Source organism: Pseudacidovorax sp. RU35E (assembly GCF_900156165.1).
Lineage (GTDB): Bacteria > Pseudomonadota > Gammaproteobacteria > Burkholderiales > Burkholderiaceae_C > Xenophilus.
Genome location: NZ_FTMY01000002.1, coordinates 346757 through 367316 on the forward strand (window position 1 = coordinate 346757; position 20560 = coordinate 367316).

At 69.4% G+C, this 20560-nt stretch carries 22 protein-coding genes; 11 read left to right on the forward strand and 11 right to left on the reverse strand.

The annotated features are described in order from the left end of the window. Nucleotides 1-36: 36 nt before the first annotated feature. The 7 genes from BXA03_RS04500 (at nucleotide 37) to BXA03_RS04530 (ending at nucleotide 6966) form a co-directional block, all read left to right on the forward strand. On the forward strand, nucleotides 37-1242 hold the full coding sequence (locus BXA03_RS04500) for a sensor histidine kinase (RefSeq protein ID WP_083715874.1): 1206 nt from the start codon (nucleotides 37-39) through the stop codon (nucleotides 1240-1242). Then, nucleotides 1239-1937, forward strand: a complete 699-nt coding sequence (locus tag BXA03_RS04505; protein ID WP_234983591.1) for a response regulator transcription factor — start codon at nucleotides 1239-1241, stop codon at nucleotides 1935-1937. The genes BXA03_RS04500 and BXA03_RS04505 overlap by 4 nt, the downstream gene beginning before the upstream one ends. A 134-nt stretch (nucleotides 1938-2071) precedes the next feature. After that, on the forward strand, nucleotides 2072-3448 hold the full coding sequence (locus BXA03_RS04510) for a CmpA/NrtA family ABC transporter substrate-binding protein (RefSeq protein ID WP_076504316.1): 1377 nt from the start codon (nucleotides 2072-2074) through the stop codon (nucleotides 3446-3448). Nucleotides 3449-3461: 13 nt separating this feature from the next. Further along, complete coding sequence (ntrB, locus tag BXA03_RS04515) at nucleotides 3462-4343, forward strand: nitrate ABC transporter permease (RefSeq protein WP_369822393.1); 882 nt, start codon at nucleotides 3462-3464, stop codon at nucleotides 4341-4343. Then, complete coding sequence (locus tag BXA03_RS04520) at nucleotides 4333-5220, forward strand: ABC transporter ATP-binding protein (protein WP_083715875.1); 888 nt, start codon at nucleotides 4333-4335, stop codon at nucleotides 5218-5220. Before ntrB ends, BXA03_RS04520 begins: the two co-directional genes overlap by 11 nt. A 49-nt stretch (nucleotides 5221-5269) precedes the next feature. Beyond that, a complete protein-coding gene (gene cynS / locus BXA03_RS04525) occupies nucleotides 5270-5713 on the forward strand; it encodes a cyanase (RefSeq protein ID WP_076504319.1) in 444 nt (147 codons plus the stop codon). A gap of 302 nt (nucleotides 5714-6015) precedes the next feature. Further along, nucleotides 6016-6966, forward strand: coding sequence for a Bug family tripartite tricarboxylate transporter substrate binding protein (locus BXA03_RS04530; RefSeq protein ID WP_076504320.1), 951 nt, complete (start codon nucleotides 6016-6018; stop codon nucleotides 6964-6966). A gap of 128 nt (nucleotides 6967-7094) precedes the next feature. On the opposite strand, the gene BXA03_RS04535 is transcribed toward BXA03_RS04530, so the two are convergent. The 9 genes from BXA03_RS04535 to BXA03_RS26830 all read right to left on the reverse strand — a co-directional run bounded on the left by BXA03_RS04535 (nucleotide 7095) and on the right by BXA03_RS26830 (nucleotide 15856). Continuing rightward, nucleotides 7095-7457 carry a hypothetical protein gene (locus BXA03_RS04535; protein ID WP_076504323.1) on the reverse strand — a complete coding sequence of 121 codons (363 nt, stop codon included), beginning with the start codon at nucleotides 7455-7457 and terminating at the stop codon, nucleotides 7095-7097. A 159-nt stretch (nucleotides 7458-7616) separates the two neighbouring features. Further along, complete coding sequence (locus tag BXA03_RS04540; RefSeq protein ID WP_076504326.1) at nucleotides 7617-9899, reverse strand: glycoside hydrolase family 3 N-terminal domain-containing protein; 2283 nt, start codon at nucleotides 9897-9899, stop codon at nucleotides 7617-7619. Nucleotides 9900-10154: 255 nt separating this feature from the next. Beyond that, nucleotides 10155-10928, reverse strand: a complete 774-nt coding sequence (locus BXA03_RS04545; protein WP_076504329.1) for a class II aldolase/adducin family protein — start codon at nucleotides 10926-10928, stop codon at nucleotides 10155-10157. A gap of 76 nt (nucleotides 10929-11004) precedes the next feature. Next, nucleotides 11005-11592 (reverse strand): HD domain-containing protein, encoded by a 588-nt coding sequence (locus tag BXA03_RS04550; protein WP_076504332.1) that lies wholly within the window; start codon nucleotides 11590-11592, stop codon nucleotides 11005-11007. Between the two features lie 306 nt (nucleotides 11593-11898). After that, nucleotides 11899-12639, reverse strand: a complete 741-nt coding sequence (trmB, locus tag BXA03_RS04555) for a tRNA (guanosine(46)-N7)-methyltransferase TrmB (protein ID WP_083715877.1) — start codon at nucleotides 12637-12639, stop codon at nucleotides 11899-11901. After that, nucleotides 12636-13538 (reverse strand): tRNA glutamyl-Q(34) synthetase GluQRS, encoded by a 903-nt coding sequence (gene gluQRS / locus BXA03_RS04560; RefSeq protein ID WP_076504338.1) that lies wholly within the window; start codon nucleotides 13536-13538, stop codon nucleotides 12636-12638. Before gluQRS ends, trmB begins: the two co-directional genes overlap by 4 nt. A gap of 4 nt (nucleotides 13539-13542) precedes the next feature. Further along, nucleotides 13543-14601 carry an NAD(P)/FAD-dependent oxidoreductase gene (locus BXA03_RS04565; RefSeq protein WP_076504341.1) on the reverse strand — a complete coding sequence of 353 codons (1059 nt, stop codon included), beginning with the start codon at nucleotides 14599-14601 and terminating at the stop codon, nucleotides 13543-13545. A gap of 129 nt (nucleotides 14602-14730) precedes the next feature. Then, nucleotides 14731-15684: a LysR family transcriptional regulator gene (locus BXA03_RS04570; protein WP_076504343.1), complete on the reverse strand. Its 954-nt coding sequence runs from the start codon at nucleotides 15682-15684 to the stop codon at nucleotides 14731-14733. A 10-nt stretch (nucleotides 15685-15694) separates the two neighbouring features. Then, nucleotides 15695-15856, reverse strand: coding sequence for a hypothetical protein (locus tag BXA03_RS26830; protein ID WP_159444703.1), 162 nt, complete (start codon nucleotides 15854-15856; stop codon nucleotides 15695-15697). Between BXA03_RS26830 and BXA03_RS04575 the strand changes: the two genes are divergently transcribed. The 4 genes from BXA03_RS04575 to BXA03_RS04590 all read left to right on the forward strand — a co-directional run bounded on the left by BXA03_RS04575 (nucleotide 15855) and on the right by BXA03_RS04590 (nucleotide 18738). Beyond that, entirely contained in the window at nucleotides 15855-16556 is a 702-nt protein-coding gene (locus BXA03_RS04575; protein WP_076504346.1) for a pirin family protein, read from the forward strand. The two genes, BXA03_RS26830 and BXA03_RS04575, sit on opposite strands and share 2 nt — an antisense overlap. A 137-nt stretch (nucleotides 16557-16693) precedes the next feature. Next, nucleotides 16694-17116, forward strand: a complete 423-nt coding sequence (locus BXA03_RS04580) for a DoxX family protein (protein WP_076504349.1) — start codon at nucleotides 16694-16696, stop codon at nucleotides 17114-17116. A 76-nt stretch (nucleotides 17117-17192) separates the two neighbouring features. Further along, a complete protein-coding gene (locus BXA03_RS04585; protein ID WP_076504352.1) occupies nucleotides 17193-17744 on the forward strand; it encodes a flavodoxin family protein in 552 nt (183 codons plus the stop codon). A 46-nt stretch (nucleotides 17745-17790) separates the two neighbouring features. After that, entirely contained in the window at nucleotides 17791-18738 is a 948-nt protein-coding gene (locus BXA03_RS04590; RefSeq protein ID WP_076504356.1) for a pirin family protein, read from the forward strand. A 13-nt stretch (nucleotides 18739-18751) separates the two neighbouring features. Here BXA03_RS04590 and BXA03_RS04595 read toward each other — a convergent pair whose 3' ends face one another. After that, complete coding sequence (locus tag BXA03_RS04595; protein ID WP_076504357.1) at nucleotides 18752-19543, reverse strand: sulfurtransferase; 792 nt, start codon at nucleotides 19541-19543, stop codon at nucleotides 18752-18754. Between the two features lie 64 nt (nucleotides 19544-19607). Then, nucleotides 19608-20540: a TIGR01777 family oxidoreductase gene (locus BXA03_RS04600; RefSeq protein ID WP_076504358.1), complete on the reverse strand. Its 933-nt coding sequence runs from the start codon at nucleotides 20538-20540 to the stop codon at nucleotides 19608-19610. Nucleotides 20541-20560 lie beyond the last annotated feature (20 nt).

Genomic DNA, 20560 nt, shown 5'->3' on the forward strand with positions numbered 1-20560 from the left:
CACCTTGCAGGCACGGCGGTTGCATGCCGCTGGTGCATGGCTGTGCACGATCCTGGCGCCTTCGCCGGCGCGTTCCCCACCTTGGACCTGGGCGAAGGCACGCCCTGGCATCAGCGCCTGGGCCTGCTGCTGGAGTCCACCGGCGAGGGCATCTTCGGCATCGACCTGGACGGCCACTGCATGTTCATCAACCGGGCCGGGGCCGAGCTGCTGGGCCATGACGCAGCCGAGGTGCTGGGCCGCAACATGCACGAGCTCACGCACCATTCGCATCCCGACGGCTCGGTCTATGCCGACACCGACTGCCCGATCTTCAACGCCTTCCGCCGCGGCCTGCCGTGCCGCATCGACAGCGAGGTGTTCTGGCGGCGCGACGGCAGCTGCTTCGCGGTCGAATACTCCAGCTATCCCATCGTGGACGGCGACACGGTGCGCGGCGCCGTCATCACCTTCGTCGACATCACCGAGCGCAAGCGCGCGGCGCAGGCCATGCGCGAATCGCGCGACGAGCTGGAGCGCCGCGTGGCCGAGCGCACGGCCGAACTGAGCGCCGCGCTCAGCCAGGTGCGTGCGCTGTCGGCCTGGATGGACTCGGTGCGCGAGGAGGAGCGCACGCGCATCGCGCGAGAGGTGCGCGACGAGCTCGGCAGCCTGCTGGTGGGCATGAAGATGGACGTCGACTGGGTCAACCGCCGCCTGGGCGAGCAGAAGGCGCGCGAGCCCGCCGAGGCCGAGGCCATGCGCCTGCAGCTGCGCGCCAAGTGCGACAACATGAGCCAGCTCATCGAGCGGGCCGTGGACAACGTGGGCCGCATCATCACCGACCTGCGGCCCAGCATCCTCGACCACCAGGGCCTGTGGGCCGCGCTGGAATGGCAGGCCAACGAATTCGTGCAGTCGGCCGAGCTGGCCCTGGGCTGGCGCATGGCCATCGACGATGCGCCAGAGCTGCCCGAGCCCACGGCCATGGCCGTGTTCCGCATCTTCCAGGAGATGCTGAGCAACGTCGGCCGCCATGCCCGCGCCACTCGGGTCGACATCGACATCCGCATCGTCGGCGGCAGCCTGCACCTGATGGTGAGCGACGACGGCGTCGGTGCGCCTGTGCAGGCCTTCCATGCGCCGGGCTCCTACGGCATTCGTGGGATGCGGGAGCGCGCCCTGCATTTCGGCGGCACCGTGGACGTGCACAGCACGGTGGGGCAGGGCACCACGCTGCACCTTCGCATGCCGGCGCCATGATGCCAACCACCCCGACGACCGCTGTCCGCCCCGCCGCCGTGCGCGTGCTGATCGGCGACGACCACCGCATCGTGCGCGAAGGCCTGCGCCAGGTGCTGGGCGACCTGGCCAATGGCGCGCCCGAGATCGTGGTCGCCGCCGAGGCCGTGACCGGGCCCGAAGTGCTGGCGCAGGTGGCCGCCCTGGGCGGACGCGCCGGCATCGACCTGGTACTGCTGGACATCGCGCTGCCCGGCCGGGACGGGCTGGACGTGCTGCAGGCCCTGCGCGCCGACTGGCCCACGCTGCCGGTGGTGATGATCTCCACCTACCCGGAGCGGCAGTACGCCGTGCGCTGCATCCGCCTGGGTGCGGCCGGCTACCTCAACAAGAGCGCCGATGCGGACGAGATGGTGGCGGCGGTGCGCAAGGCGGCGGCCGGTGGCATCCACGTCAGTGCCGCCACGGCCGAGGCATTGGCGGCGGCCGTGGGCCGCGGTGGCGCCGCCACCGAAGCGCTGTCGCACCGCGAGCACCAGGTCTTCCGCCTGCTCACGACGGGGCACAGCGTGAGCGAGATTGGTGCGCGCCTGGGCCTGGCGCCCAACACGGTCAGCACCTACCGGGCGCGCGTGCTCGAAAAGACCGGCACCAAGAACGACGTCGAGCTCGCGCTCTACGCCGAAAGGCTGGCCCAGGGCGGCACCCGGCCCTGATTCGGGCCGCCCGTGTAGTGGCAGCCCTACAGGGGCTCGACGGTGCGGGCACGATTTGCCGACGGCGTGGCGGCATTGGCCCATTCCGGCCCGCGCGTTGCAAGGGCGAGGACATTCCATCAACGAGGTGAAGCATGTCCCGTCTGCCTGCCAACGACCGCCGCTCCGACCCCTACGACGCCGACCGGCCGCTGATGCTGCGCTGCGCCTGCGGCCAGGACCACGCGCCCGGCGACCACGCGACCGCCGCCGCGTCGGTGGAAGAAGCCTCGCGCGACTTCGTCGAGGCCAGCCTGGTGAAGGCGCTCTTCCCGCACGAGCCGCTGCGCCGGCGCTTCCTGCAGGCCGTCGGCGCGAGCACCGCCCGCGCGGCCATCGCTTCGCTGCTGCCGGTGGCCTCGCTGCAGGCCATGGCGCAGGAGCAGCGCCCGCCCGAAAAGAAGGACCTCAAGATCGGCTTCATCGCCATCACCTGCGCCACGCCGCTGATCATGGCCGACCCGCTGGGCTTCTACAAAAAGGAAGGCCTCAACGTCCAGCTCAACAAGACGGCAGGCTGGGCGCTCATCCGCGACAAGATGCTCAGCCGCGAGCACGACGCCAGCCACTTCCTGTCGCCCATGCCGCTGGCCATCAGCATGGGCCTCGGCTCCACGCAGGTGCCGATGAAGGTGGCGACGATCCAGAACACCAACGGGCAGGCCATCACGCTGCACGTCAAGCACAAGGACAAGCGCGACCCGAAGCAGTGGAAGGGCATGAAGTTCGCCGTGCCCTTCGAATACAGCATGCACAACTTCCTGCTGCGCTACTACCTGGCGGAGCATGGCGTGAACCCCGACACCGACGTGCAGATCCGCGTCACGCCGCCGCCCGAGATGGTGGCCAACCTGCGCGCCGGCAACATCGACGGCTTCCTGGGGCCGGACCCGTTCAACCAGCGCGCGGTGTACGACGAGGTGGGCTTCATCCACATCCTGTCGAAGGAGATCTGGGACGGCCACCCCTGCTGCGCCTTCGGCGTGAGCGAGGCCTTCATCCAGCAGAACCCGGCCACCTTCGCGGCGCTGTACCGCGCGGTGATCAATGCGTCGTTCATGGCCAGCCAGCCGAAGGACCGCGAGCTGATCGCCAAGGTGATCTCGCCCACGCAGTACCTCAACCAGCCCGAGACCGTGATCGCGCAGGTGCTCACCGGCAAGTTTGCCGACGGGCTGGGCGCGGTGAAGAACGTGCCCGACCGCGCCAACTTCGACCCCGTGCCCTGGCAGAGCATGGCCGTGTGGATGCTCACGCAGATGAAGCGCTGGGGCTACGTCAAGGGCGACATCGACTACCGCCAGATCGCCGAGAAGGTCTTCCTGCTGACGGACGCCAAGAAGCAGATGGCCGCCGCCGGCTGGAAGGCGCCGGAGGGCGCGTATCCGCGCTTCAAGGTGATGGGCAAGGAGTTCGACCCCGCCAGGCCCGAGGAGTACGTCAAGAGCTTCGCCATCGCGAAGATGGCCTGAGGCGGGCGTCGTCATGGCCATGAACAGGACCTCGACCTCGCTCGCCGTGCGCGCGGGCATCGTGTCGCTGCTGCTGCTCGTGCTGATGCTGGGCGGCTGGCACCTGGCCACCGCGCCGGTGGCTTCGACCGCCAGCACCGCCGGCTTGACGCAGGAGCAGATCGACTACCTCAAGCTCATGGGCAAGGACCCGGGGGGCGAAGCGCAGAAGACGAGCGGCTTTCCCACGCCGGCGCAACTGGGCCGCACCATCGTGCAGGAGCTGTCCAACCCCTTCTACGACAACGGCCCCAACGACAAGGGCATCGCCATCCAGCTCGGCTGGTCGCTGCTGCGCGTGGGCCTGGGCTTCGCGCTGGCCTGCGTGGTGGCGGTGCCGGCGGGTTTCCTGATCGGCATGTCGCCGCTCATGCGGCGGGCGCTGGACCCGTTCATCCAGGTGCTCAAGCCGATCTCGCCGCTGGCCTGGATGCCGCTCGCGCTCTACACCATCAAGGATTCGTCGGTGTCGGGCGTGTTCGTGATCTTCATCTGCTCGGTCTGGCCCATGCTGATCAACACCGCCTTCGGCGTGGCCTCGGTCAAGCGCGAATGGCTCAACGTGGCCAGCACGCTGGAGGTGCGGCCGATGCGCCGGGCGCTGCGGGTGATCCTGCCGGCGGCGGCGCCCACCATCTTCACGGGCATGCGCATCAGCATGGGCATCGCCTGGCTGGTGATCGTGGCAGCCGAGATGCTGGTGGGCGGCACCGGCATCGGCTACTTCCTGTGGAATGAGTGGAACAACCTGTCGCTGACCCATGTGATCTTCGCCATCCTGCTGATCGGCGTGGTCGGCATGCTGCTGGACCTGGGCTTCGCGGCGCTGCAGAAGAAGGTGACCTATGTGGAGTGAGCCCGCCATGATGTCCATGCCCCCGGTCCAGGCCGGCCCTGTCGCAGAGGCGGCGTCTGCGCCCGTGGCGTCGTCGGTCGCCGGCGCCTTCCTGCAGGTCCAGGGCCTGGGCCGCGTGTTCCAGCCGGGGCGGCCGGTGTTCGCCGATGTGAGTTTCGGCGTCGCCCGCGGTGAGTTCGTCTGCATCATCGGCCACTCCGGCTGCGGCAAGACCACCATCCTCAATGTGCTGGCCGGGCTGGACGAAGCCAGCGAGGGCCATGTGTTCATGGACGGCCGCGAGGTGCGCGGGCCCAGCCTGGAGCGCGGCGTGGTGTTCCAGGGCCATGCGCTCATGCCCTGGCTGACGGTGCGCCGCAACATCGCCTTCGCCGTCGAATCGCGCTGGCCGCAATGGAGCCGGGCGCAGGTGGCCGCCCATGTCGAGAAGTACGTGGCCCTGGTCGGCCTGTCGGCCGCGCTCGACAAGAAGCCCTCGCAGCTGTCGGGCGGCATGAAGCAGCGCGTGGGCATCGCCCGGGCCTTCGCCATCGAGCCCAAGATGCTGCTGCTGGACGAGCCCTTCGGCGCGCTGGATGCGCTCACCCGCGGCACGATCCAGGACGAGCTGCTGGCCATCGTGCAGCGCACGCAGCAGACGGTGTTCATGATCACCCACGACGTGGACGAAGCCGTCCTGCTGGCCGACCGCATCCTGCTGATGCGCAACGGCGTCGAACTGCCGGGCGGCCAATGGCGGCCGGGCGGCATCGCCGAATCGGTGCAGGTTTCGCTGCCGCGCGAGCGCACCCGTGCCGGCCTGCACCGGCTGCCCGGCTACTACGAACTGCGCAACCACATCGTCGATTTCCTGGTCAGCCGCGCGCACGCGGCCTGACACCTCTCTCTTTTTTCCAACCCCAGTTTTCCGCACAAGGAGCCATCGCATGAACCGCAACGACGTCACCGAGAAGATCATCGCCACCAAGGTGTCCAAGGGCATCACCTGGGCCTCCGTGGCCGAGCAGGTCGGCCTCTCGAAAGAATGGGTCACGGCCGCCTGCCTGGGCCAGATGACGCTGGACGCCGCCCAGGCCGCCACCATCGGCGAGATCTTCGGCCTGAGCGCAGACGAGCAGAAGTGGCTGCAGGTCGTGCCCTACAAGGGCTCGCTGCCCACGCCCGTGCCCACCGACCCGCTCATCTACCGCTGGTACGAGATCGTCAACGTCTACGGCACCACCATCAAGGAGCTGATCCACGAGGAATTCGGCGACGGGATCATGAGCGCCATCGACTTCAAGATGGATATTGTGCGTGAGCCTGATCCCAAGGGCGACCGCGTGAACGTGGTGCTGTCGGGCAAGTTCCTGCCTTACAAAACCTACTGAGGCGCGCGCACCCGCACGGTGCGGCTGCCAGGCTGGACGCACCAGGGTCTGCCCAACTTCCCCCGAAGACGCCCCGCCGCCACATGCGCCGGGGCGTTTTGCTTGGGCATGCTTCCTGCATAAAATGTTCCTGTAATAGATCGTTGATTCATTAGTGAATCAAACAAACACTCTTACCTGGGAACAACCCGCATAGCAAAGCCTTTGGCAGCCCTTAATCTCGCTGTCGTATTTCAGAAAAGAATCGTCGTTTCACCTATTAATCAATCATGTCCTTTCCCACGAAACTCCTCCGCTCCCTGATGCTGGGCCTGGGACTGGTCGGTGCCGCCAGCGCCGCACTGGCGCAGGGCAACTGGCCGTCCAAGCCGATCACCATCGTCGTCGCCTATCCGGCAGGCGGCGACACCGACGCGCTGGCGCGCGTCTTCGCCGAGAAGCTGGCCCCGCGCCTGGGCCAGCCGGTGCTGGTGGACAACAAGCCCGGCGCCAGCGGCGTGATCGGCAGCGCCTTCGTGGGCAAGGCCCAGCCCGACGGCTACACCCTGCTGATGGCACCCAACACCTTCGCCATGGCGCAACTGGTGCTCAAGACCACGCCCCAGGCCGGCTATGACGTGCTGGGCGGCTTCACGCCCATCATCCAGACCGGCGCGCAGCCGCTGTTCATCGCCGCAGGTCCGGGCACCAAGGCCAAGTCGCTCAAGGAGGCGATGGACGAGTCCAAGAAGAGCGAGCTCGCCTATGCCAGCCCCGGCAGCGGCTCGCCCATGCATGTGCTGGGCGAGATGTTCAACAAGAGCACTGGCGCCAACTTCCGCCACGTGCCCTACCGCGGCGTGGCCCCGGCATTGACCGACATCGCCGGCGGTCATGTGCCCCTGACCTGGATCACCTACGGCCCCATCGCGCCCTACCTCGCCGACGGCAAGATGCGCCTGTTCGCAGTCGCCCAGGCCCAGCGCAGCCCGTTGGCGCCCGATGTGCCGACGCTGGCCGAGCTGGGCTACAAGAACGTCGAGGTGACGGCCTGGAATGGGCTGTATGGTCCCAAGGGCCTGCCGCCGGAGATCGTGAAGACGCTGAACGCGCAGTTCAACGACATCATCAAGATGCCCGATGTGGCGGCCAAGATGAAGACCCTGGGCACCATTCCCGTGGGCGGCGCGCCGGATGTGCTCGCCAAGACGACCGCGGCCGACCTGGAGCGCTTCACGCGCGTGGTCAAGGAACTGGGCATCCAGGCCGACTGAGGGGAGCCGTGCAGCCCGCGCGACGTGGCGGGCATGCACGCAAGAAAGGGCGGTCCGACGCAAGTCGGACCGCCCTTCGTCCATGAACTCAGCGGGCGTCTGCGGCGCTGCGCGGCGCGCCAGTGGGGTCAGGCGTCTTCGTCTTCGCCGTCCTCTGCGGGATCGTCGTCCACCATCTCGCCGACGGCGACGCGCACATCGTCCTCCGTCATGCCGTCGTCGGGACCGATGATCCGGTCGGGCAGGATGTCGGCATCGGGCATGGCCGTGCCCTCCACATCCGCGCGCTCGCCCGTGCCCGAGGCGTCGGTGGCGCCGCCTAGCGGCTCGAGCATGGGACCTGCGGGGCTGTCCTCCGGACGCGCGAGGAAGGCGTCTTCGCCCACGGTGTCGCTGCCGCTGTCCGAGTTGTCGCTCGGGCCGAGCAGGGTGGTGTCGTCGTCGTGGGGCAGGGTGTTGTCGGCATTGCCGAGGATGCTGCTTCTGGCCATGGGGTGCTCCTTCTGGAGGCCGGCGATGCGCCGGCCGGTGAATGCACCTTGCGCGGCCGTCCCGGGCCGCCATGTCGGAAGGGGCCGATCAGGGCTGTCAGGGGCACGGGGCGATGAATGCCCCTTCTCCGTCCGAGCCGGCCACCCGCCGGCAGCGTCTCACCCCGGCACCAGCATGAAGGTCGTGTGCAGCCCGGCGATGGCCGAAGGCCCGACCCAGAGGTCGAACTCGCCCGTGTCCACGGTGGGCCGCATGTCGGCGCCAGTGAAGAGCAGGTCGTCCCGCGTCAGCGTGAAGCGCACCTGCACCGTTTGCCGGGCCTCGATGCGCACGCGACGGAAGTCCTTCAGCTCCCGGACCGGCCGCGTGAAGCTTGCAGCGCGGGCGCCGATGTAGAGCTGCACCGTCTCGTCGACAGCGCGACCCCCGGTGTTGGTGATGGTGGCCGTCGCCGTCAAGGGATCGCCGGACGCCAGACGGCCGGGGCTGAGCTCCAGCGCGCCGTAGTGCACCGGCGAATAGCCCAAGCCATGCCCGAAGGCATAGAGCGGCTCGTTGGTCGCATCCAGGTAGCGGGTGCGGAAGCGCCCGGGGCCACCCTGCGCATCGGGCCGGCCGGTGCGCTTGTGCGCGTAGTAGAAGGGCACCTGCCCCGGCGTCTGCGGGAAGCTCACCGGCAGCCGACCCGACGGCGACACGTCGCCGAACAGGATGTCGGCGATGGCCGGCCCCGTCTCGGTGCCCAGGAACCACGTGACCAGCAGCGCCTGCGCGTTGCGCACTGCGCCGCGCAGGGCAAGCGCCCGGCCGTTGCGCAGCAGCACGACCACCGGCTTGCCCGTGGCCGCCACGGCCTCGGCCAGCTGCTGCTGGGCCTGCGGCACCTCGATGTCGGTGCGCGAGCGCGATTCGCCGGACATCTGGTCGCTCTCGCCCAGCGTCATGACCACCACGTCGGCCTGGCGCGCCGCCGCCACGGCTTGCGCGATGCCACCATCGAGCGGCGATTCCACGTCGCTGCCGCGCACGACGCTCAGCAGCGACGGATCGGCCAGTTGCGCGCGGATCGCGTCCTCGATGCCCACCGGCGGCAACTGGCCCGGAAAGGGCCGCCACGGCCCGAACAGCGACTGCGCATCGGCAAAGGGCCCGATCAGCGCGATGCGTTTGCCCGACTTGGGCAGCGGCAGCAGGTCGCCGCTGTTCTTCAGCAGCACGATGGCGCGCTGCGCTGCCTCGCGGGCCAGCTGGCGGTGGGCGGTGCCGTCGAATCGCGGCGGCGCGCCGGGCGCGTCCTCCTGCAGGCCGCGGAAGGGCTGCTCGAACAGGCCCAGCCGCTGCTTGACGCGCAGCACGCGCCGCACGGCTTGATCGAGCCGCCCCATGGGCACTTCACCGCTGCGCACCAGCTCGGGCAGATGGCGCATGTACAGGCCGCTCTGCATGCTCACATCCGTGCCGGCCAGGAAGGCGCGGCGGGCGGCCTCGCGCTCGTCGGCGGCAAAGCCGTGGGCGATCAGTTCCTCATCGGCGGTGTAGTCGGACACCACGAAGCCCTCGAAGCCCCATTCGCGCCGCAGCACCTGCGTCAGCAGCCAGGGGTTGGCGTTGGAGGGCACGCCGCCGATCTCGTTGAAGGCGGCCATCACCGACAGCGCGCCGGCGTCGATGGCGGCCTTGAAGGGCGGCAGGTAGACGTCGCGCAGCGTGCGCTCCGACAGGTCCACCGCCGCATAGTCCAGCCCACCCTCGGCGGCGCCATAGCCGGCGAAGTGCTTGGGCGTGGCCAGCATGGCGTCGGCGCGCGACAGGTCGGCGGTCTGGAAGCCCCGCACGCGGGCGGCGGCGAAGCGGCGGGTGATCAGCACGTCCTCGCCATAGCCCTCGACTCCGCGGCCCCAGCGGGCGTCGCGGGCGATGTCGATCATGGGCGCGAAGGTCCAGCGGAAGCCATCGGCCGTGCCCTCGCGCGCGGCGGCGCGGGCAGTGCGTTCGGACAGGGACGGATCCCAGCTCGCAGCCTCGGCCAGAGGCACCGGGAACACGGTGCGGAAGCCATGGATGATGTCCACGCCGAAGAGCAGCGGAATGCCCAGGCGCGACTCGCGCACAGCCACCTCCTGCGCGCGCCGTTTGCCGGCGATGCCTTCGCCGTTGAACAGGCCCATCACGCGGCCGGCGCGGATGTCGTCGAGCTGCTGGCGCAGACTCACCTGCCCCGTCTGGGGATTGCCGAGGATCTCATCCGCGGCAGGCGCGTACAGGCTGAGCTGGCCGACCTTCTCCTCGATGGTCATGCGCAGGATCAGCGCCTCGATGCGGGCGTCGGCGGCCAGCGATTCGGCGAGGGCTTCGGCGGGTTTCTGGATCTCGGCGCAGCCGGCGAAGCCGGTGGCGATGGGAAGCGAGGCGAGACGGAGCAGGGCTTGGCGGCGATGCATGCCGCCAATTGTCAACAAAGGTCAAAAGCCCCCCGCCCAAGCTTGGACACCGCCTCTCGGGGCTTGTCATGGCGCGGACGCGTCAACCGCACGACACGTAACGGACGCCTGCCCTCCGATCAGATGGCCGCGGAGCAGGCCAAGCCAGGGCACCCGCGGAACTGGCTTGGCCAGGCCGCGGGGTGCGCCCCCCTCCAAGCCGCAGGCGCAAGGGAGGGGGGAGCCGCGAAGCGGCATGGGGGGTGCCTTCTCACTTCAGTCCTTGTAGCCGGGGCTCTCGCGGTCGAGCTTGCGCAGCAGCGCCGGCCAGGCGATGTTGGCGCCCTGGCCAGTGGTCACCTTCTTCATCACCTGAGTGATGCCTTCCATGATCTGCGGGTTGACCGTCACCAGCTCGCCACCCGCCTGAGCATCGATCTGGATGCGGCAGGCGTTCTCGAAGGTGTACATGTGCAGGAAGGCGTCGGCCACGGTCTTGCCGACGGTGAGCAGACCGTGGTTGCGCAGCAGCATGTAGTTGTTGCGGCCCAGGTCCTGCTGCAGGCGCGGCTTCTCGTCGTCGCGCACGGCCACGCCTTCGTAGCTGTGGTACGCCAGCGAGGCCAGCACGAAGGTGCTCTGCTGGCTGATCGGCAGCACGCCGCACTTCTGGGCACTGACGGCGACGCCTGCGCGGCTGTGGGTGTGCAGCACGCATTGCACGTCGTGCCGGGCCTCGTGGATGCAGCTGTGGATCACGAAGCCGGCCGGGTTGACCGGGTAGGGCGAGTCGATCAGCTTGTTGCAGTCCATGTCGACCTTGACCAGGCTGGAGGCCGTGATCTCGTCGAACATCATCCCGTAGGGGTTGATCAGGAAGTGATGGTCCGGCCCGGGGATGCGTGCGCTGATGTGGGTGAAGACCAGGTCGCTCCAGCCGTACAGCGCCACGAGGCGATAACAGGCGGCGAGGTCCACGCGCAGTTGCCATTCCTCGTCGGAGACGAGGCGGCGGACTTCGCTGAGTTCGGCTTGGGTGGTGGCGTTCATGGGTGTCTCCTGGTGGGCCGCGCGGGCGGCAGGTTCGGATCGTCGCGGTACTGGGCAGCGGCGGCAGGGCGCCGCCTCAAGTCGCTTCTGACGTCAGGGCCTTCTTGTAGAGGCTCTGGCGCGGCTCGGCCATCAGGCGGCGCAGCATGGGCTCGAACTCGGCCATGGGCAGTGTCTCGCCCTTGGGGTCGAAGGCCGGGTTGTCGTAGCGCTCGCAGAACTCCGCCGTGCGCTCGAAGTGCGGATGGTTGCGGAACTGCTCGCGCAGGTCGCGGTCCAGCCCGATGTGGTGGAAGAAATAGTGGCCCTGGAAGATGCCGTGGTGCTTGACCATCCAGTGGTTCTCTTCGCTGACGAAGGGCTGCAGGATGGCCGCGGCGATGTCCGGATGGTTGAAGGCGCCCAGCGTGTCGCCGATGTCGTGCAGCAGGGCGCAGACCACGTATTCCTCGTCCCGGCCGTCACGCAGGGCGCGGGTGGCGGTCTGCAGGCTGTGGGTGTAGCGGTCCACCGGGAAGCCGCCGTAGTCGCCCTCGAGCAGCTTCAGGTGCGCCATGACCCGCTCGGGCAGCCCGCCGGCGAAGTGCATGAACTCGCCGCTGATGGCCTGCCAGTCCTCGCGCGTGCTGTCCTGCATGCGCACGAAAGTCGCCCTGTGGGCCATGGTCGTCTCCGTCGTTGTCGTGGGGGAGACGGCACTGTAGGCCTGCGCGGCGGGCGGCGTCTGTCCGGCAGACGACAGGAGCCTGATGCCAGGGTCAACGAACCATCAAAAGGCCGCGGAGCAGGCCATGCCAGGGCACCCGAGGAACTGCCTTTGCCAGGCCTCCGGGTGCGCCCCCCTCCCAGCCGAAGGCGCCAGAGAGGGGCTGAGGGCCGCGGCTCCGAGCCTGCGAGTGCAGGCTTGGACGTGCCCGAAGAGCAGCCGCCTCTGGCGGCCGCCCAGAGCCGCGAAGCGGCATGGGGGGTGTCAAATTCTCTTGAACACCACGTCCCACACGCCGTGGCCGAGCTTGATGCCGCGGTTCTCGAACTTGGTCAGCGGCCGGTAGTCCGGCTTGGGCGCGAAGCCGCCCGCATCGGGCGCGGCCGTGTCGCTCAGCAGCGGCTCGGCGGCCAGCACCTCGACCATCTGCTCGGCATAGGGTTGCCAGTCGGTCGCGCAGTGCAGGTAGCCGCCGGGGGCCAGGTGCTCGGCCAGTTGGCGCACGAAGCCCGGCTGGATCAGCCGGCGCTTGTGGTGGCGCTTCTTGTGCCAGGGGTCAGGAAAGAACACATGCACGCCGGCCAGGCTGCCGGGCGGGATCATGTGCTGCAGCACCTCCACGGCATCGTGCGCCACGATGCGGATGTTGGCCAGGCCCTGTTCGCCCGCGCGCTTGAGCAGCGCGCCCACGCCGGGCTCGTGCACCTCGCAGCAGAGGAAGTTGTCGTCGGGGCGCACGCGCGCGATGTGCGCCGTGGCCTCGCCCATGCCGAAGCCGATCTCCAGCACGGTGGGCGCCGCGCGGCCGAAGGCCTGGGCGAAATCCAGCGGGGCAGGGCGGTAGGGAATCAGGTACTGCGGGCCGAAGTCCGCATAGGCGCGGGCCTGCGCATCGGTGGTGCGGCCGGCGCGCCGCACGAAGCTGCGGATGCGGCGGTGGGGATGTTCGGTGTCGCCGGCTTCAGGCGGTGCAGCGGGGGAGTCGTTCGTTTCGTCGGCGGTCACGGGGCGGGATTGTAGAGAGCGGCCCAGGGGGCGACCCAGCCGGCGAGGGCCTGTCGGATGCCGTCTTCCGATCGCGCTGCGGGCAGCCCCAGGGCCTGCGCGGCGGCATCCAGCGCCGACCGGGCCGCGCTGGGCGTGCCGGTGCCGAGAGCCGCCGCGCCGTTCTGCTTGGACAGTTTCTCGCCATTGGCGCCCACCACCAGCGGCGTGTGCAGGTAACGCGGCGTGGGCAGGGCCAGCGCGCGCTGCAGCAGTATCTGGCGCGGCGTGTTGTCGGTCAGGTCGGCGCCGCGGACCACGTCGGTGATCCCCTGCTCGGCATCGTCCACGACGACCGCGAGCTGGTAGGCCCAGGGGCCGTCTGCGCGGCGCAGTACGAAGTCACCAACGTCAGCCAGCACGTCCTGTCGCTGAGGACCGAGCCGGCGGTCGGTCCATTCGACGATGGATACGGGCATGCGCCAGGTGGCGAAGCGCCAGGCCCGCGCCGGCTTGCCGTTCAGGCCGTGGCGGCAGGTGCCGGGATAGACGCGCTCGCCATGCCGGTCATGGCCGATTCCCTGGGCGGCCAGCACTGCGTCGATCTCGCGGCGGGTGCAGCCGCAGGGATAGGCCAGGTCGGCGTCGATCAGACGTGCCAGCGCGGCCTGATAACGACCCACACGCGCCGTCTGCCAGACCGGCGCCTCGTCCGGGATCAGGCCGCAGGCGGCCAGTTGCTGCAGGATGTGCTCGCCCATGCCGGGCAGGCAGCGCTCGGTGTCGGCATCCTCGATGCGCACCAGCCAGCGGCCGCCAGCGGCGCGCGCATCGAGCCAGCTGGCCAGCGCTGCCACCAGCGAGCCCGCATGCAGCGGCCCGGTGGGCGAGGGCGCGAAGCGGCCGATGTAGCCGGCCACGTTCTCAGATCACGGCCAGCGCCAGCTCCAGCCCCGAGACGAAGGCGTCCTCGACCCGGTGGCCGATGCACCAGTCGCCAGCGATCCCGATGCCAGACGCGGCGTTCCAGAGGTGGCTGCGGCCCAGCGGCTTCTCGGTCTTGGCCTCGGTCCACAGGCGGGCCTGGGCGAAGGAGGGCTCGACGCGGATGCCGGTGATCTCGGCGAAGGCGCGCAGCAGCTTGGCCTGCACGCGTGCCGCGTCGTCGTTGATGTGCTCGGCCGACCACTCCGCGCTGGCCTGCACCGTCCAGCGCTCGATGCGGCCGCGGCCGGGTTTGGACGACTCGCGCGCGAGCCAGGCCACGCGATGGTGGGTGGAGCGGGCACAGTTCCACTGCGGGCCCAGATGCGGCAAGCCGGGCTGGCTGGCCTGCGCGAAGGCGATGTGCAGCGACCAGCAGGGCGCGATGCGCACGGGCGCGAGCGGCGCGGCCAGCGCTGGGGCTGCCGACTGCAGCAGCCCGCGGGCCACGCCGGCCGGCACGGCCAGAAGCACGGCATCGAAGCCGGCATGCACCGCGTGATCGTCGGCGTCGCCGGTCGTGCGCAGCTGCCAGCGGCCGGGCTGCAGCGTGTCGTCTTCCAGCTGGGAGACGGTCGTGCCCAGGTGCAGGGCATCGCCCAGTGGCGCGGCCCAGTGGGCGGCCACGGCGTCCATGCGGGGCAGGGCGACCCAGTGCGGCTCCAGGCCCGGCAGCGAGGCTTCGACCACCCGCCCCAGCGCGTCGAGCACGCGCACGGCGTTGGCACTCCACGGCCGGCACGGTGCGCCGGTCGCTTCAAGCGCCTGCTTGAAGCGGGCGTCGCGCACGGTGAAGTACTGGGCGCCGGTGTCGAAGCTGCCGACGGGGCTGTCCAGGCCGGCCAGACGTCCGCCCGGGGCAGCATCTTGTTCGAACACCGCCACCTCCAGGCCGGCCTGCGCCAGCGTGCGTGCCGCTGTGAGGCCGGCGATTCCGGCGCCCACGATGGCGATGCGGCGGCTTTGGGATTCGGGAGCGTCGTTGGCGGTGAGAGGCATGGCGGCAGGTCGTGCAGGCAGCGGGATAGGCGTCCGACTCTAACCGCAGCCATGGCCGCCGATGCTGCGACAAAGCAGGGCGCACGGGTTTGTCCCTGTGCTGCCTCGCGCCGATGTGGGTCCGAAGGTTCAGCGCCCCCGATGCCGCGTCAACAGCGCCTCGCGTGTGCCAGCGTGTTCGAACTGCGACAGCCACCATTGCAGCGCCAGCCCGGGCTGCGCCGCGCTGCGCACGCGCCAGGCTGCGTGCATGTTGGTGGTGGGCGGCTGCCGCTCGGTGGGCAGCGCGACCAAGTGCCCCGCTTCCAGGTAGGGCCGGGCCATCGGCTCGGGCAGGAAGCCGGCCCCCAGCCCGTGCAGTTGGGCATGCAGCTTGGCCTGCATCGTCGGCACCGTGAGCACGTCCTGACCGGCCTGCAGGTTGACGTTCATGCCCTGCGACAGCCGCGCCGAGTCTGCGGCCGCGACGGCACGGTGCTGTCGCATCATGGCTTCGGTGACGGGCAGGCTGGTGCGCGTCAGCGGATGGTTGGGCGCCACCGCGTACACGAAGGAGAGCTGCCCCAGCACGCAGCTGCGGATGCCGGTGCCGGTGAAGCCCAGCCCGTCGGCGTCGAGCACCGAACCGATGGCCAGGTCGGCCTGCCCGCTGGTCAGGGCCTCGATGGTGCCCAGCAGCGTCTCGTCGCGCAGCTTGAGCCGCGTGGGCGGCGACAACGCATAGAAGGCGCCGACCAGGTCGTAGAGCGGGTCGCGGGCGATCACGCTGTCGATGGCGATGGTCAGCTGCGGCTCCCAGCCGGTGGCGATGCGGCGCACGCGGTTGGCGACGGCGTCGATCTCTCCCAGCAGCCGCGCAGCGTCGCGCAGCAGCTCGCGGCCGGCCTCGGTCAGCTTCGCCTGGCGGGCGCTGCGGTCGAACAGCAGGACGTCCAGCGCGTCCTCGATCTGCCGCACGCGGTAGGTGAGGGCAGAAGGCACCAGCCCCAGGTTGCGGGCGGCGGCGGCAAAGCTGCCGCGGTCGACCACCGTCTGCAGCATGGCCAGGGCGTCGGGCGTGAGGACTTCGCGTGCGGTGGGCATGGCAGGATTGTCATTCAAAAAATTTGAACGACGTCTTCAATGCACTGCGGTTTAAAGCCGGGTCCGCCGGCCTAAAGTTCATTCCATCGCGGCGCAGATCGGTGCCGCCTACCGGGGAAGGCCGGCGCAACTGGCGCCACCGCCCGCCCCATTCGAAGGAGTTCAACATCATGCTGCAGATCCGCAAGTCCCAGGAACGTGGCTATGCCGACCATGGCTGGCTCAAGTCCTTTCACAGCTTCTCGTTCGCCGGCTACTACGACCCTGCCTTCATGGGGTGGGGCAACCTGCGGGTGATCAACGAGGACCGCGTGGCCGCCGGTGCCGGCTTCGGCACCCATGGCCACCGCGACATGGAGATCATCAGCTACGTGCTCGACGGCGAACTGGCCCACAAGGACAGCATGGGCAACGTCGAATCCATCCCGCCCGGCGACGTGCAGCGCATGAGCGCCGGCCGGGGTGTGATGCACAGCGAGTTCAACCACAAGGCCGACCAGACCACGCATTTCCTGCAGATCTGGATCGAGCCCAATGTGCGCGGCATCGCGCCGGGCTACGAGCAGAAGGCGGTCGAGGTGACCGACAAGCGCGGCAAGCTGGCCCTGGTGGCGGCGCCCGAGGGCGAGGCCGCTTCGGTGAGCATGCATGCCGACGCGCGGCTCTATGCCGGCCTGTTCGACGGCGACGAGTCGGCCGAGCTGAAGCTCGACCCGGCCCGCAAGGCCTATGTGCACCTGATCCGCGGCGCGCTGGAAGTCAACGGCCAGCGCCTGCAGGGCGGCGATGCGGTGATGATCGCGGCCGAGTCGCAGCTGAGCCTGACCGGCGGCCAGGACGCCGAGGTGCTGGTGTTCGACCTGGCGCCCTGATTGCGCGATGAAGCGGCCCGCCCTGTGCGGGCCGCTTCGCAACCGATACCCTTCGCGGTGCCGTCCGTCATGCGGCGGCCCCGCCCATTGTTTCCAATCCGTCCGACCGATTTTTTCAACGCAAGGAGCTACTTCCCATGGCCATCACCCAGACCTCCAACACCACCCCGACCCAGGACGCTGCCGCCCTGGTCGGCCGCGTGCTCATCTCGCTGTTGTTCCTTCCCGCGGGGTGGAGCAAGCTCACCGGCTTCGCCGGCACCGTTGGCTACTTCGGCAAGATCGGCGTGCCCATGCCCGAGGTCGCGGCGGTGATCGCCGTGGTGGTCGAACTGCTGGTCTGCCTGTTGTTCCTGGTCGGCTTCAAGACGCGCCTGATGGCCATCATCCTGGCCGTGTTCACCGTCGCCACCGCCTTCCTGGGCCATGCCTTCTGGAACGTGCCGCCGGAAATGCTGATGGCCCAGAAGACCAACTTCTTCAAGAACCTCGCCATCGCCGGCGGCTTCCTGGCCTTCTTCGCCTTCGGCCCCGGCCGCTTCAGCGTCGACAAGCGCTGACGGCGCCTCGGCCGTCGCGCGCCACGGTGGCCGCGCCGGCCTTCGTCTTTCTTTCCTCCACGAACGAGTACTTCCCATGACCGACATCGCCATCGTCTACCACTCCGGCTACGGCCACACCCAGCGCGTCGCCCAGGCCGTCGCCGAAGGTGCCAACGCCGCCGTGATCGCCATCGACGCCGACGGCAACCTGCCCGAAGGCGCCTGGGACACCCTGGCCCAGGCCAAGCTGATCGTCTTCGGTGCGCCGACCTACATGGGCGCGCCCAGCTGGCAGTTCAAGAAGTTCGCCGACGCCTCGTCCAAGGTCTGGTTCGTCCAGGGCTGGAAGGACAAGCTCTTCGCCGGCTTCACCAACAGCGCCACCATGAACGGCGACAAGTTCGCCACCATCGCCTACTTCTGGCAGCTGGCGATGCAGCACGGCGGCCTGTGGGCCGGCCTGGGCATCGTGCCGAGCAACAAGAAGGAGTCGACGCGCGACTCGCTCAACTATGTGGGCGGCTTCGGTGGCCTGATGACCACCTCGCCCGCGGATGCGAGCCCCGCCGAGATCCCGGCTGGCGACCTGCAGACCGCCCGCGCCTTCGGCGAGCGCCTGCAGGGTGCGCTGAAGCTGCTGGCCTGATCCTTTCTTTCGTCCCCATCCACGCCAACCGAACCGGAGAGCCACCATGTCCGACCTTCTCACCCTTCATCCGCATGAGAAGGACCTGGGCGGTGGCTTCAAGGTCCGGCGCGTGCTGCCGGCCGCGCAACGCCGCGCGGTCGGCCCCTTCGTCTTCTTCGACCACTTCGGTCCGGCCACCGAGACGCCGCAGGATCAGCACGATGTGCGTCCCCATCCGCACATCGGCCTGGCGACGGTGACCTACCTGTTCGAGGGCGCGATGATGCACCGCGACAGTCTGGGAACCGAACAGGAGATCCGTCCCGGCGCCATCAACTGGATGACCGCCGGCCGCGGCATCGTGCATTCCGAACGCAAGCCCGAGGCGCTCAAGACCGAGACCTATGTCAACCACGGCCTGCAGCTGTGGTGCGCGTTGCCGCGCGAGCACGAGGAGGTCGAGCCCAGCTTCTCGCACACGGCCGCCGCGGACATTCCAGCGACCGAAGTGGAGGGCGTGCCCGTGCGCGTATTGGTCGGCGAGGCCTTCGGCCTGCGTTCGCCCGTGCCCACCTTGATGCCGACGCTCTACCTCGACATCGCGCTGCCCGCGGGCGGCGCCTTCTCGCTGCCGCCGCTGGCGCCGCAGATGGCGGTCTATGTCGTCGATGGCGACGTGATGCTGGACGGCGAACCGCTGCCACGGCACACGATGGGCGTGCTGACCGATGAGGACACCGCGGCCGGCGAACGCGCCCCGGTGCGCATCACGGCCGATGGCGCCCGTCGCCTGGTGGTTGTGGGCGGCGCGCCGCTGGATGGGCCGCGTTTCATGAGCTGGAACTTCGTCTCCAGCCGCCGCGAGCGCATCCTGCAGGCCGGTGCGGACTGGGAGGCGCAGCGCATGGGCCATGTGCCCGGCGAGACGGAATTCATCCCGCTGCCCGACCATCCCTTCAAGACGCAAGCGCAGACGAGTGCTGCGGAGCCGGAAGGCAATTCGAAGGCCTGACCGGCCGCGTCTTTCAGCCCTGCTTGACCGACAGGTCCGGGTCTTCGAAGGCCCGGGCGCTTGCATGCGCCGAGCGCGCGCTCAGGTCCGGCGCCAGGGCCTCGCGGCCATCGAAGACGAAGCAGTCGCCGCGGTAGTGCGCGCCGCCGACTTCCTCGAAGTACTTGAGAATGCCGCCCTCGAGCTGCAGCACGTTGGTCAGCCCCAGCTCGTGCATGTAGATGGCGGCCTTCTCGCAGCGGATGCCGCCGGTGCAGAAGCTCACCACGGTCTTGCCCTCCAGCTGGTCGCGATGCGCCTGCACCGCCGCGGGAAACTCGCTGAACTTGCCGATGCGCCAGTCGATGGCGTCCTCGAAGGTGCCGTAGTCCACCTCGAAGGCGTTGCGGGTGTCCAGCATCACCACGGGTTGGCCGGCGTCGTCGTGCCCCTGGTCCAGCCAGCGGCGCAGCGTCGGCGCATCCACCGCCGGCGCGCGGCCGACCGCGGGGCGGATGGCGGGGTGGTCCATCCGGATGATCTCGCGCTTGTTCTTCACCAGCATGCGGCGGAAGGGCTGGTGGGCGGACCAGCTTTCCTTGGGCGCCAGGGGTGCGAAGCGCGGGTCGGCACGCAGCTCGGCGACGAAGCTGCGCACCGCCTCGGGTGCGCCGGCCAGGAAGAGGTTGATGCCTTCCTCGGCCAGCAGGATGGTGCCCATCAGCCCCAGCGCGCGGCAGCGCGCCAGCAGGTGCGGCCGCAAGCTGTCGCGGTCGTCGATGGGCACGAAGAGATAGGCGGAGATGTTGAGCACGGATTCGGACACGGCGCGGATTGTAGGAAGCCGGTCCGTGCCCTGGCCCGCGACCCCGGGCGAGGATTGACGGGCGTCAACCCTCGCGGGGCCGGCGCCCCGCCAGCTCGGCCAGTGCGTGTTCGAGCGTGGGATGGAGGAAGCTGTAGCCGGCACGCAGCGCGGCAGCGGGAACCACGTTCCGGCCGCTGAGCAGCAGGTCCGCCATCTCGCCCATGGCCAGACGCAAGGCGAACCCTGGCACACGCAACAACACCCTTCGGCCGTACGAAGCGGCCAGCGCATGAGCGAACTGGGCTTGCGTTGGCGTCTGCGGCGCCACCACATTGACCGGGCCCGCCAGTGTCTCGTGGGCCAAGGCGTGGCGGGCCAGCCCGACCACGTCGTCCACATGCACCCACGGTGCCGGTTGTCGGCCGTCTCCCAGCACGGCGCCCAGGCCCAGGCGTGCCGCCAGCGACTGGGGTGGGTAGGCGCCGCCGTCCGCGCCCAGCACGACGCCAAAGCGCATGCGCACCACGCGCACCCCCAGCGCCTCGGCCAATTGCGCGTCGCGCTCGATGGCAGCGCAGAGGTCGGACTGGAACTGCCCCGGCTGCGGTGGCGTGTTCTCGTCGCAAGGAAGGTCTGCACCGGTCTCGACCTTGCCGTACCAGCCGATGGCCGAGGCCACCAGCAGCGCACGGGGCGGCCGATTCAGCCGGTGCATGAAGGCGAGCAACTGCGCAGCCGGTCCGGCACGGCTGCGCAGCAGTTCCTCGCGACGCGCCTCGGTCCAGGGATGTCCGATCACCCGCGCACCGGCCAGGTGGATGCAGGCGTCGACCGGGGTGTCCGCCGATAGATCGCCCAGCGTTGCGACGGCCCGGACCTGTGGGCCGAGCGCATCGGTAGCGCGCGCGGGGTCGCGGGTCAGGGCGATGACCGAATGCCCGTCGGCGAGCAGTCGGCGCACCAGATGGCGTCCGACGAAGCCGGTGGCACCGGTGAGGAGCAGGGTCTTGGACATGAGGGCGGGGGATCGTCGTG